The organism is Flavobacterium sp. 1355 (assembly GCF_017833415.1).
Lineage (GTDB): Bacteria > Bacteroidota > Bacteroidia > Flavobacteriales > Flavobacteriaceae > Flavobacterium.
The window spans coordinates 149780-162846 of record NZ_JAFICC010000011.1; the positions used below are offsets into that span (position 1 = coordinate 149780).

Sequence of the window (13067 nt, forward strand, 5' to 3'; positions counted from 1 at the left end):
AAAAAAATAAAAAACAAAAACAAAATGAAAGGACCAATCAGTCAGTTTATTGAAAAACATTATTTACACTTTAATTCTGCATCTCTGGTTGATGCAGCCAAAGCATATGAAGAGCAATTGGCAAATGGTGCTAAAATGCTTGTAAGCATGGCTGGAGCAATGAGTACTGCTGAAATTGGTAAAATTTTCGCTGAAATAATTAGACAAGATAAAGTACAAATTATTTCATGTACTGGAGCCAATCTAGAAGAAGATATTATGAATTTGGTTGCTCATTCACATTATGAAAGAGTACCTAACTATCGTGATTTGACACCAGAAGACGAATGGGCTTTACTTGAAAGAGGCTTAAATCGTGTAACAGATACATGTATTCCTGAGCATGAAGCTTTTAGACGTTTGCAAAAACACATTTATAAAATTTGGAAAGATGCTGATGATAAAGGAGAACGTTATTTTCCACATGAGTTCATGTACAAAATGTTATTATCAGGTGTTTTAGAAGAATATTACGAAATTGACTTAAAAGACAGCTGGATGTATGCAGCAGCAGAAAAAAACCTGCCTATCATCGTTCCGGGTTGGGAAGACAGTACAATGGGTAATATTTTTGCTTCATACGTGATCAAAGGAGAATTAAAAGCATCTACAATGAAATCAGGTATTGAGTACATGACTTTCCTTGCTGACTGGTATTCAAAAAATAGCCAAAATGGAATTGGATTTTTCCAAATTGGTGGTGGTATTGCAGGAGATTTTCCAATTTGCGTTGTACCAATGTTATATCAGGATATGGAAATGCATGATGTTCCTTTCTGGAGCTATTTCTGCCAAATTTCAGATTCTACTACTAGTTACGGATCTTATTCCGGAGCAGTTCCAAATGAAAAAATCACATGGGGTAAATTAGATATCAAAACCCCTAAATTTATTATCGAGTCGGATGCCACAATTGTCGCACCTTTAATTTTTGCCTATTTATTAGATTTATAGTATATTTTTATGAAAAGAGTTATAGTAGACTACGCCAAATTAACTAACGAAATTTTAAACCTTTTGGTTGAAAAATTTCCTGATGGTTATGATGACTCGGATGTTATCCGTTTTAGAAACGCTAAAAACGAATTAGTAGAAGCTGTTGAAGTTCGTACTGAAGACACTATTTATTTAGTAAAAATTAGTACTAAACTTGCTGATAGAATTGAAAACTTTGATGAAGATGATGACATCGATCTTGATGTTGACACAATCGAACCAGTAAAAGGACTTGATCTGGAAGATGCTGATGATGACGATGATGACGATGACAATCTTGATAAACCAGATGTTGATGGCGGAGATGATGATGACGATGAAGACAAAGATGATATTGCTGATGACGATGATGAAGAAGACGATGAAGATTAATAAATCGCTTTTTATATAAAATTAAAGGAACTCTGATCGGGTTCCTTTTTTTATTATTAATAAAAGATATAAAAATAGGAAAAGTATTATATTTATAGTTTTCAGAAAATTTAAGTAAAATGAACTCAGCAGTGCTACACGCCAAATTAAAGGAAAATTTTGGATTTGAAAAATTCAGACCTAATCAGGAAACTATCATCAATACAATACTGTCAGGTCAGGATACATTGGCAATTATGCCAACAGGTGGCGGAAAATCAATCTGTTTTCAATTACCGGCGTTAATACTTCCAGGAATTACAATCGTTATTTCTCCATTAATTGCTTTGATGAAGGATCAGGTAGACAGCTTAAAAACAAATGGTATTTCTGCTTGTTATATCAACAGCAGTCAATCCTCTCAGGAACAGCAATTTTATATTGACAATTTAAAATCAAACACATTCAAGCTTGTTTACATTGCTCCTGAAAGTTTATCTTATCTGGATAATGTATTTAATGAATTAAATATTAGTTTAATTGCTATAGACGAAGCACATTGTATCTCGTCATGGGGTCATGACTTTCGTCCCGCATATACAAATCTGGGGTATTTAAAAAGCCGCTTCCCTTCTACTCCTGTCCTTGCTTTGACCGCCACAGCCGATAAAGCGACACGAACGGATATCACGAAACAATTAAATTTAAAGAATCCGAAAACATTTGTTGCTTCATTTGACAGGAAAAATTTGAGCCTTGAAGTTCGCCCTGCCTTAGACAGGGTAAAACAAATCATTGATTTTATAGGAGAAAGACCTAATGAATCTGGAATTATATATTGTCTGAGCAGAAAAAATACTGAGGAACTTGCAGGAAAACTTCAAAAAAATGGAATTTCTGCAAAAGCTTATCATGCTGGTTTAGAAAACAGTTTGCGCGCCAAAACGCAGGATGAATTCATAAATGATGATTGTCAGGTGGTTTGTGCTACGATAGCATTTGGTATGGGAATCGATAAATCGAATGTCCGTTGGGTCATTCATTATAATTTGCCCAAAAATATCGAAGGTTATTACCAGGAAATTGGTCGTGCCGGACGTGACGGATTACCATCTGAGACCATTTTATTTGAAAGCTATGCAGATGTGATTCAGTTACAGAAATTTGCCTCAGAAGGATTGAATTCGGATGTCCAGTTAGCCAAATTAGAAAGAATGAAACAATATGCAGATGCATTGAGTTGCCGAAGAAAAATTCTGCTTTCTTATTTTGGAGAATTAGTCACTGAAAATTGTGGCAATTGCGATATCTGTAAAAAGCCTCCTGTTTTTTTTGATGGAACAATTTTGGCACAGAAAGCATTGTCAGCGATCAGCCGTCTAAAAGAATCTGAGCCACTGGCTGTTATTGTAGATTTTTTGAGAGGCTCGAAAAACGCGTATATCTATGAAAAAAATTATCAAACGCTAAAAACGTATGGAATTGGGAGTGATATTTCATGGTATGACTGGAATCAATATCTCATACAGTTAATTAATTTAGGCTATTGCGAAATTGCTTTCCATCAACACAATAAAATTTTGCTTACGCCTTTTGCAAAAAAAGTTCTATTTGAAGGCGAAAAAGTTAAGCTTACTACTGTAGTTAAAAAAGTAATTGATAAGAACGAAATCAAAGAAGTAAAAACAAAAGCGATAAAAAATTCCCTTTTTGAAGTATTACGAAAATTACGTTACGAAATCGCTCAGGAAGAAGAAGTTCCTGCGTATGTAATTTTTAGCGATGCAGCTTTAAGACAAATGGAGATTTTGAGACCTGTGAGTGATGAAGAGTTTCTGGCAGTAGAAGGTGTTGGTAAAGTAAAACTAGAAAAATATGGTGCAGAATTTATTAACGCCATAATTCAGTTTGAGAGAAATAAATCTGTTGTAAAGAAGGAAAAAAAAGACAGCACGTACAAGAAAACTTTAGAGTTATTTGAAAATGGATTTTCTGTAGCAGAAATTGCCGGACAAAGAAATCTTGGAGAAACTACGATTGTTTCACATTTAGCAAAATTATATGTTGACGGTCATGATTTAGATTTAAGTCAGTTCATTTCTGATGAGGAAATTTTAGAAATAGAAAAAGCTCAGATAGTGCTAGAAAAACCAAATGCTTTGAAACCTTATTTTGATCATTTTGAAGAAAAAATATCTTACGATAAAATCAGGTTTGGTTTGGCATTTATCGAGCGAAAACATTAAAATATTTAAATTAAAAAAAGTCCTGTGAAGTTATTTCACAGGACTTTTGGCTTTTTTAATAATTATAAATAGCGTTCTTCAAAAATTTTCTGATGGTGTTTTTGATGCCCAATAATGACAAAACCTAACGCACGTACAGATATTGGATTATTAGAAGCTGTTCCAATAGCTTTAAGCTGTTCTTCAGATAAACTTTTGTAAAATAATAAAGTTGAATGTCTTACAGCAGAAAGTTCTGTTAGCAATTCCTGAATACTCCTTCCGTTTGAATTCGTATTGTTTGCATAATCATTTTCTTCAAAACTTGGTAATGGTGTTTTGTCAAATCTTGAAAAACGCAAAGCACGGTAGGCAAAAATTCGTTCTGTATCGATAATATGCTGAATGATATCTTTGATAGTCCATTTTCCTTCCGCATAGCGATAATCAAATTTATCCATCGGAATATTTTGCACAAACCTGATAAAATCGTGCAACGAAATTTCCAATTCTTCAATTAATTTCCCATCACCGGCTTCTTTGATATAGGTAACAAAGTGGCCGGAATATTCGTTTTCTAACAATTGACTTGCGTTCATTTTTTAAAATTAAAGTTTTAAATTTTAATTAAGCAGAATTTCTACTTGCATTTGTGTTTCCGAAAAGTGATCTTGTAACGATTTTTTCATAAACCTTAATTAACTCATCATTATTATCTCCTTCTTTATTCAATTCATTGATTCTTAATAATGCATACTGCTGTATAGTTAATAAAGGCATAACAATACGTTCTCTGATCTGAATTGAAGCTATACCATCAGGATAATTTTCCATCAGGGATTTATGATCGGCAATTTTAAGCAAGAGACGTTTTGTTTCCAGAAATTCATCATAAATAATCTGCCAGAATTCTCCAAATTCAGGATCTTTTCTCATGTAGGCAGTTAAAGGGAAAAATGATTTTGCCAGTGACATCATACTATTTTCAAGAAGTGTTCTGAAAAACAATGAATTATGATACAAGTCATACACTTTACCCCATTGATTTGTATCTTCAAAATATTTAAGAGCTGTCCCTACTCCAAAAAATCCCGGTACATTTTGTTTCAATTGACTCCACGATCCAACAAACGGAATGGCTCTTAAATCTGCAAAATCCAATTGATCAGATTTACTTCTTTTAGACGGACGGCTTCCGATATTGGTTTTCGAATAATACTTTAGAGTACTCATTTTTTCCAGGTAAGGAATAAATTTTGGATGATTCTTAAAACTCAAGTATTTATCATATCCTAAACCTGCCAATTGAGTTAAAATTGCAGTCTCCTCAGCACTCAATTCGTTTTTTTCCTTACCAAATACCTGATTGGTAACTCCTGCACTTAATAGATTTTCAATATTATAACGACAAGAATCTAATGTTCCAAAATTAGAACTAATTGTTTGCCCCTGTACTGTAATTTGTATTTCGTTATTTTCAATTTTAGGCCCTAGTGAAGCGTAAAACTTATGTGTTTTTCCACCACCACGCGCCGGAGGCCCACCACGTCCGTCAAAGAAAATAACTTTAATTCCGTATTTTCTGGAAATTTCTGTAAGCGCTATTTTAGCCTGGTAAATACTCCAGTTTGCCATCAAATACCCACCATCTTTTGTTCCGTCAGAGAAACCAAGCATAATAGTCTGTTTGTTTCCTCTTGCCTTCAAATGATTGGAATATTCAGGATTTGTATATAACTGCTCCATAATATGGTGCGCATTCTGCAAATCATCAACAGATTCAAAAAGGGGAATAATGTCAACTGTAGGGTTTTCCCAATTGTTCAGACGAATCATTGCGAAAGTTTCCATTACATTCAGAGCACTTTCATTATTACTGATAATGTAGCGATTAGCTCCAAACTCACCATTTGCTTTTTGAATAGTTTTTATAGCCTGAACAGATTCTAAAGTCGATACGGTAATCTCATCTTCAAAATCTTTTGGATTCAGGTCTCCTTTTACCTTAGATAAAACAATCAATTTTTCATCTTCAGATAAATCAAAATAATTTTTCGGAAATATATCAGAGCCAGAATTCAAATAATGATTTACAACATCTTTGAAAACTACATTATGAATCTTACTGTTCTGACGGATATCTAAAGTTGCAAAATGAAACCCAAATAAATTAATTTTCACCAAAAATGCCTCCAGTTCATCAAGATATAAGGACTGATGTTTTTCGATTATGATATCTCTAATTGTATTCAATTGTGTCAGTAATTCCTCTAATGTAATATAGATTTCACCTTTGGAATAAAAAACAGAACGGTAAAGTTTTTGTTCAAGCTCTGAAACCAAAGTATCTACACCTGAGAAAGTTAGCTTTCTTTTAAGATTTCTCATTTCAACATAATAGCACTTCAAAATAGACGTACGCAAACGGTCAGCTACTTTTAGAGTTATTTCTGTTGTAACAAACGGATTTCCATCTCTGTCACCGCCTGGCCAAAATCCAAGTTTTATTAATTGGTTTTGAATTGCATTTCCTTCAAGTATATTTTTTTGCAGGTAATGAACAATTTCACCCGAAGTTTGATAAAAAACATTTTCCAGATACCAAATTAAACTTACCGCTTCATCATACGGGTTTGGTTTTTCATTTTGAATAAAAGGAGTTTTTCCTAACTGCGCCAATAGTTGTTTGATTTTAAATAAATCATTTTGGCGTATAGCTTCAGTTAAATCATTTATAATTCCCAAAACCGGCCCGGGATAAAATTGTGTAGGATGTGCTGTTAAAACAGTTCTGACATTGAAATTCTCCAGAAATTCAATAAGTTCATCATCTTTTTCTCTTGCATCTGTTTTTTCTTTAATATCACGAAGTGATCCACGCCCTTCCATATTGTTTACTACCGGAAAAGCTGCATCTTCAATCGCATCAAAAAGAACAATCTGGCGTTCTATATATTGAATAAATCGAAACATTAAATCGATTTTTTCAGTTTCAGAAGCGTTGTTCAAAAATTTATTAGAAAAGAAATCAAAGATCTCTTTTGGTGTTTCCTGTTTTTTAAATCCCGTTTCGCAAGTCTCTGTAAATAAAGGCAATAAAACTCCTGTATTGTCTATAGAGTCAAAGGGTAATGTTATAAAAACACTATTATAAATGTGGTATTTTGAGAGAACGTCCTGATTAAAACGCTCAATTTTAGGTAACGTATACATAATTGTGTTGTAGTTGGTTGGTTAATAGGTCATAAAAAAACCCCAAGAATAAACTTGAGGTATATTTTAATATAGCATTCAAGAAAATATTACATATTTTTAAATATAGTATGCATCAAACGCTTCTTATCGTTTATACTTTCTTCCAATGAAATCATAGTTTCTGTTCTGTAAACACCTTCGATATCGTCGATCATGAAAATAACTTCCTTAGCGTGCTTGGTATCTTTTGCTCTAATTTTGCAAAAAATATTAAATTTTCCTGTAGTAACAGATGCAACAGTTACAAAAGGAATCTGATTGATTCGCTCTAATACAAATTTTGTCTGAGATGTATTATTAAGAAACACCCCTACATAAGCAATAAATGAATACCCTAATTTATCGTAATCTAAGGCTAAAGAAGACCCCATTATTATCCCTGCGTCCTCCATCTTTTTTACTCTAACATGCACTGTTCCAGCAGATATCAATAATTTTTTTGCAATGTCAGTAAACGGAACTCTCGTATTGTCTATTAACATATCTAAAATCTGGTGATCTACTTCATCTAAACGAAATTTACTCATAATTCTTTAATTAATATTACTAATTGCTATAACAAAGTATAAAAATATATATAAAAATAACAAATTCACATAAAAATTAACTTTTTATCAATCCGTTAACAAATTTAATATTTTTATTTAAATAAAAATCTGCTTTTTGATTCAAATTCGGAAAATTAGAATAATCATCAGAGTAACTTGCGCCTTCTCCATCATATTCAAAATGTCCGAAATAATTTTCTAATTCGCCTACTTCAGCTATGTAGGCATTGAAATGAATCTTATTTTCAATCAATTCTTCTTTGTATTGTGCGACAAAATTCGTAATAATTTCGATACCATCATAATTTATTTTGATATTTTTATACATAAAATCATAAAAAACGACTTTATTTTGTGAAATATTCAAATAATCATAAAATCTATTATCAACTAAATCGTTTTCGGAAAGTATTCTGAAAGCCGAAATAAGTGAGAAAAATATGAACTTTCTTGTTATTTCACGGCTATAATCACCTGAATAGTGCCCGGCTTCAAATAAAATTGTGGGAACACCCAAAAATTGAAATGTATCTCCTATACAATTAATATTAAAAGAATCGTCAAAACGCCCAACCTGTCCCGGAATGTATTCCTGCAATATATCATTGATGCCGGCAATTAAGTTTATAGCTTTTAATCTATTATCATTTACTTCTCTTTCTTCATTATAAGAAGGTGCCAAAAAAGAAACCGTAGCAGGTTTTCCGAAATCTCCGGCACCATAAATAGTACGCTGATCATGTAGGTTAAAGCAATAATGAGGCTTAAAATCCTCAAAAACCTTACGAAGCACATTACTTTCAGGCTGTGTCAGATTTTGAGAATCACGGTTAAGATCTATCTTATTGGCATTTTCACGGGTATATAATGCTGCGCCATCTGGATTTAAAATCGGAATACAATAAAAAGTAAATGTATCAAGCAGTTTTGCTGCAAGATCAGTTTTACTGTTTAATACATTAATAAAGTCAAAAAGTGCTTTTGTAGTTGTGCTTTCATTTCCATGCATCTGAGACCATAAATATATACGAGTATCTCCTGAGCCAACCTCATAACTATATATAGGTTTATCTAATACCGATTTGCCAATCAGTTTCACCTGGTTATTTGTATTTAGTTTATCTAATAGAGGCTGAATGTGTTCTAAAGTAAGGTAACGCCCTTGTATAGTCTGCTCTTTGTTTTCCTTAAATAATTCTTCTAAATTCATTGTGTTTTGATTAGTTTACAAAAGTAAACATCTTTATTTTTACAATTGTAAACTGATTTAAAAAGAAGAAATTTATAAATGTAAACTGATTTTGTACTGAAAAATGAAAGTTTGGGACATAAGCGGTTAACAATTGTTACTCGTGTTAATATAATGCATTATATTTCTATAAATCAAGTAGTTAAATACATTTACTTATAGTAAAAAAGCGTTATTTAATTACTTTAATTATCAATTTACAACTGTAAAATAGATTATATCATTACTTTTAATTACATTTGTAAACATGTTAAATAATTATAATATTTTACAATGGTAAACATCGATGATTTTGTAAAAAGGCTGGAAATTATCTTAGATTATTATGGTCTTAACGCCTCTGGTTTTGCCGATAAAATTGGTGTGCAGCGTTCTAGTATGTCTCACCTTCTTTCAGGCAGAAACAAACCAAGCTTAGATTTTGTTCTAAAAATACTGGATGTTTTTCCGGATGTAGACTTATACTGGATTTTGAATGGTAAAGGAAGTTTTCCAAAAAAACAGGAAGAACCTTCAAATAAAATAATATCCGAAACAGAAAGAGACTCTCCTATTCCGGTAAATGAAAATTTTAATAATGAGAATTTATTTTCGGACCTTAGTTATGATAAAAATATTTCAGACAAAAACGCAAATCCTCCAAAGGTTAAAGAAGCATCTTTTAACTTAGAGGAAGGTGAAATTGAAAAAATTGTGTTTTTTTATAAAAACGGAACATTTAAGGTCTACAATCCTTAATTAAAATTTAGAGCATATTTGGATATGGGTAAAGAAAATTTTGATTTACGCGATTCTCAGGCGGTTGAAAAGTTGTTCCAAATTTACAATTTGACACCGTTTTCAGGAATTTTTCCTAAAACACCTTTATAGTGCTCTTTTAAAATTTCCAAATCATTTTCATAATCTCCTGTTGGGTAAAATGGTTTTCCAAAATTTACTTCTTTTTTGCCCCAGTCAAAAGTTACAGGTACAATCGGCACATTCGCTTTAAGCGCAATATAATAAAAACCGCTTTTTATTTCAGAAACACCTTTTCTGGTTCCCTCTGGAGCAACTGCCAGGCGAAAAACTTCTTTTCTGTCAAAAATTGCTGCTATGGAATCTACTTTATTTAGACCGCCTGAACGATCAATTGGTTCGCCTCCTACATTTTTAAAATAATAACCAAATGGAAATTTAAATAATTCCTTTTTCCCAACCCAGTTCATTTGCAATCCTGAAATACCTCTTGTAAACAGACCAATATAAAAATCATGATTACTGGTATGCGGCATTACCATTAATATACATTTTTTTATCTCTGCATTTTCAATACCCACTATCTTCCAGCCCATTAGCTTAAAAAAGATAAACTTATATAGTTTCTTCTTCATTAAAATTTATATTTCAGGCAAAATAAAAGATTTAAAATGGTATTTTTGAGTAAAACGCGTACAAAATGATTCAAAAAATATTCAGCTATCTGATTCCAATAAAAATATTCAAAAAAAAATCTGCAAGAAGCAAAATGATTGAAGTGACATGGGCAAATGGTGAATTGGTTCTGGATTCTGAAAATACTAATTACTCTTATGGAAGCCTGCAGCGAATATTAAGGTATGGACTTCGAAATATTGGCTATGATAAGATTCTTGAAATGCAACACATTTTATTGTTGGGTGTTGCAGGCGGAAGCGTGATAAAAACTCTGGTTGACGAAATTGAATATAAAGGTAAGATTACGGGTGTTGAAATTGATCCTGATATTATCCAGATTGCAAATCAATATTTTAACCTTGACCAAATCAAGCCACTTGAGATTATTATAGATGATGCTTTTGAATTTGTTCTGAAAACAAAAGACAAATATGATTTGATTATTGTAGATATTTTTGAGGACATAAAAATGCCTAATTTTTTATTCGAAAAGTTTTTCAGTGAGCGCGTTTGTTCACTCTTAAAAGAAAAGGGCTTTGTACTTTTTAATACAATGATTTTAGATGAAGCACATAATGTAAGAAACAGGAAGTATATTTCAGAAATAAACCCTAAATTGTTTTCCTCAAAAATGCTGCCCCGAATAGAAGATCACAACGAATTAATAATCATCGAAAAAGTAGTTTAATTTACTATATGAAAACCCTTGTCTCCATTTTAAAAGCCTTACCGCCTACAAAAGTTATTGATACTAATATTGATTTTTCAAAATATGTTCCTTTAGATTTATCGGTTACAAACCAGGATCTGGCCAAAAGCATACCCGCAAATGCTACTGAATTTGAAGGTTTTATTTCAAAATATTTAGAAAAAAATAATGCCGAAATTGCTTTTGGAGGTTATATAGAAGGGCGTAACTTATATAAGAGAAGTACAATTTTTAAAGACGGATCCAATCCCGAGCGCAATATTCATATTGGTTTGGATTTGTGGGGAAAAGCGGGAACAAAAGTCCTGGCTCCGCTTGACGGAAAAATTCACAGCTTTAAAAATAATCTTGGTTTGGGAGATTACGGACCGACAATTATTTTGGAACATGAAATTGAAAATGAAAAATTTTATACTTTATACGGACATTTGTCGTTAGAAAGTATAGAAAACTTAACCGTTGGGGCTGTTTTTAAAAAAGGTGAAAGTTTAGCAACATTGGGAAATTCTGAAATAAATGGCGATTATGCGCCGCATTTACATTTTCAGATCATAAATAATATTGAAAATTATCTTGGTGATTATCCCGGAGTTTGCAACATAAATGACTTAAATTTTTATATAGAAAATTGCCCCGACCCTAACTTATTATTAAAAATAACATAAATAGTTATGAAGAAAGCAATATTGATTATATGTTTGTCCTTGTTAGCAGGATGTAAATCAAAAACCGTCAGTAGAGATACCGAAGATCTCAAAATTACAAAACTCGAAGCTTCGGATATAAATGCAAATCAGCAGAAAAAAGCTTACGATTTAGGAAAAAGGGTTTTAGAAACCTGCAACACATCTAAGTTCAAACCTTTTGATGAAACCGAAGTTACCAAATCTGTAATGGAAAATACGACAGAAGAACGTCTGACAAAAACATGTACCAGATTCAGGCAGTATTACGGAAATTTTATTGATTTGAAACTAGACGGGGTTTATAAAACCAAACAAGAAGTGATTTATCGTTACCATGCATTATACACAAAAAAAGTAGCCAATAAAGAACTTCGTGTTTTTGTAAATGAAGAAAACTTGGTTTCTGCCATAAAATCAATGGATTGGGAAGAAAGTTTTGAATCGAAATTAAAAGATTAAAAAAGATATACTATGAATATAAAATTGCCTCTTTTTGTTTTGCTCTTTATTTCAACTATAGCAACAGCACAGCAAACGATGATTGTAAATGGTTCCAAGCCTTTTCCGGCAACACAGGAATATACTTTTATCTGCGAAAAATATGCTTACACAGGAGAAACAAAAGTTCAGATTGCAAAAACAGAAAAAGGAGGAATTTTAAAATTATCAATTGCAGCCGCCAATGACAAAGCCAGAATTTCTGGCGGTGTTTATGTAGATCTGGCAAATGGAGATGTTATACCATGTGTAGATAAAAATGTAAAAGAATCTGCAGATGGTAAAACAACCTCCTATTATTACTTTACTCCCGCAGAAATGCTTAAACTCAAAAAGACCGATATTAAATCCATAAGATTTATAATTGCCGGAGGATCAAACACATTTGGCAACCAAACAGGTTATTTTACTACAGTAAACAAAATGGAGTATTTTTCTACTGCTTACGATACTTCAAAAAAATCATACGATACTGCCAAAGAAATTAGTACTTTATAAAGATTTTTGTTTGAAATAAATCTTATATTTATGTTCTAATTTCACAAAAATGAATTCAAACGAAAATTTAATTACCAAGTTCTATACCGCTTTTGGAAACGCTGATTACAAGACGATGAGCGAATGCTATCACCCAAAAGTTCACTTTATTGATCCCGCCTTCGGATTATTAAAAGAAGAACAGGTTTCTAAAATGTGGGAAATGCTGCTTTCCAGAAGCAAAGGCAACCTCAAAATTGAATTTTCTAATGTAAGGGCAGACGAATTTACCGGTTCTGCAAACTGGCAGGCGACTTACAATTTTAGCAAAACCAACAGAAAAGTTATCAATAAAATTGCTGCCGAATTCGTTTTTCAGGACGGATTAATCATTAAACACACTGATAATTTTGATGTTTGGAAATGGTCAAAACAAGCTTTCGGTTTAACCGGATACTTATTGGGCTGGACCGGATTTTTTCAGGGCAAAATACAAAAGCAGGCTTTGCTGTCTCTTAAAAAATTTGAGAAATCAAATAGTTAAAATAAATCCTTCAAATATACAGACAATTTTCAGGAGCAAAAATCTAAAACCTAAAAGACCTTTTGTCCGCTCCC

The 13067-nt window shown here is 32.2% G+C and carries 14 protein-coding genes; 9 read left to right on the forward strand and 5 right to left on the reverse strand.

Features of this window, described 5'->3' with window-relative positions; genetic code table 11:
• The first annotated feature begins 24 nt into the window (after positions 1 to 24).
• The 3 genes from JOD96_RS15375 (at position 25) to recQ (ending at position 3632) form a co-directional block, all read left to right on the forward strand.
• Positions 25 to 993, forward strand: coding sequence for a deoxyhypusine synthase family protein (locus tag JOD96_RS15375; protein WP_209565117.1), 969 nt, complete (start codon positions 25 to 27; stop codon positions 991 to 993).
• A gap of 9 nt (positions 994 to 1002) precedes the next feature.
• Complete coding sequence (locus tag JOD96_RS15380; protein ID WP_209565118.1) at positions 1003 to 1407, forward strand: DNA primase; 405 nt, start codon at positions 1003 to 1005, stop codon at positions 1405 to 1407.
• Between the two features lie 119 nt (positions 1408 to 1526).
• The gene (recQ, locus tag JOD96_RS15385; RefSeq protein ID WP_209565119.1) at positions 1527 to 3632 is read left to right on the forward strand and encodes a DNA helicase RecQ; all 2106 of its coding nucleotides are present in this window, start codon (positions 1527 to 1529) and stop codon (positions 3630 to 3632) included.
• A gap of 62 nt (positions 3633 to 3694) precedes the next feature.
• On the opposite strand, the gene JOD96_RS15390 is transcribed toward recQ, so the two are convergent.
• The 4 genes from JOD96_RS15390 to JOD96_RS15405 form a co-directional block, all read right to left on the reverse strand.
• A complete protein-coding gene (locus JOD96_RS15390; protein WP_209565120.1) occupies positions 3695 to 4210 on the reverse strand; it encodes a DinB family protein in 516 nt (171 codons plus the stop codon).
• A gap of 28 nt (positions 4211 to 4238) precedes the next feature.
• On the reverse strand, positions 4239 to 6824 hold the full coding sequence (locus tag JOD96_RS15395; protein ID WP_209565121.1) for a phosphoenolpyruvate carboxylase: 2586 nt from the start codon (positions 6822 to 6824) through the stop codon (positions 4239 to 4241).
• Between the two features lie 89 nt (positions 6825 to 6913).
• The gene (locus JOD96_RS15400; protein ID WP_007805990.1) at positions 6914 to 7393 is read right to left on the reverse strand and encodes an Lrp/AsnC family transcriptional regulator; all 480 of its coding nucleotides are present in this window, start codon (positions 7391 to 7393) and stop codon (positions 6914 to 6916) included.
• A 76-nt stretch (positions 7394 to 7469) separates the two neighbouring features.
• On the reverse strand, positions 7470 to 8624 hold the full coding sequence (locus JOD96_RS15405; RefSeq protein ID WP_209565122.1) for a M14 metallopeptidase family protein: 1155 nt from the start codon (positions 8622 to 8624) through the stop codon (positions 7470 to 7472).
• 312 nt (positions 8625 to 8936) lie between these two features.
• On the opposite strand from JOD96_RS15405, the gene JOD96_RS15410 reads away from it, so the two are divergent.
• Positions 8937 to 9401 (forward strand): helix-turn-helix transcriptional regulator, encoded by a 465-nt coding sequence (locus JOD96_RS15410; protein ID WP_209565123.1) that lies wholly within the window; start codon positions 8937 to 8939, stop codon positions 9399 to 9401.
• A gap of 83 nt (positions 9402 to 9484) precedes the next feature.
• Here the strand turns inward: JOD96_RS15410 and JOD96_RS15415 are convergent, their stop codons facing one another.
• The gene (locus JOD96_RS15415; protein WP_209565124.1) at positions 9485 to 10036 is read right to left on the reverse strand and encodes a 1-acyl-sn-glycerol-3-phosphate acyltransferase; all 552 of its coding nucleotides are present in this window, start codon (positions 10034 to 10036) and stop codon (positions 9485 to 9487) included.
• 65 nt (positions 10037 to 10101) lie between these two features.
• On the opposite strand from JOD96_RS15415, the gene JOD96_RS15420 reads away from it, so the two are divergent.
• From JOD96_RS15420 to JOD96_RS15440, 5 genes are read left to right on the forward strand one after another with little or no spacing between them, the layout of a single operon-like run.
• On the forward strand, positions 10102 to 10767 hold the full coding sequence (locus JOD96_RS15420) for a spermidine synthase (protein ID WP_209565125.1): 666 nt from the start codon (positions 10102 to 10104) through the stop codon (positions 10765 to 10767).
• Positions 10768 to 10775: 8 nt separating this feature from the next.
• Entirely contained in the window at positions 10776 to 11453 is a 678-nt protein-coding gene (locus tag JOD96_RS15425) for a peptidoglycan DD-metalloendopeptidase family protein (protein WP_209565126.1), read from the forward strand.
• 6 nt (positions 11454 to 11459) lie between these two features.
• On the forward strand, positions 11460 to 11933 hold the full coding sequence (locus JOD96_RS15430) for a hypothetical protein (protein WP_209565127.1): 474 nt from the start codon (positions 11460 to 11462) through the stop codon (positions 11931 to 11933).
• 12 nt (positions 11934 to 11945) lie between these two features.
• Positions 11946 to 12470: a hypothetical protein gene (locus JOD96_RS15435; RefSeq protein WP_209565128.1), complete on the forward strand. Its 525-nt coding sequence runs from the start codon at positions 11946 to 11948 to the stop codon at positions 12468 to 12470.
• 49 nt (positions 12471 to 12519) lie between these two features.
• Positions 12520 to 12993 (forward strand): nuclear transport factor 2 family protein, encoded by a 474-nt coding sequence (locus tag JOD96_RS15440; RefSeq protein ID WP_209565129.1) that lies wholly within the window; start codon positions 12520 to 12522, stop codon positions 12991 to 12993.
• Positions 12994 to 13067: the final 74 nt, after the last annotated feature.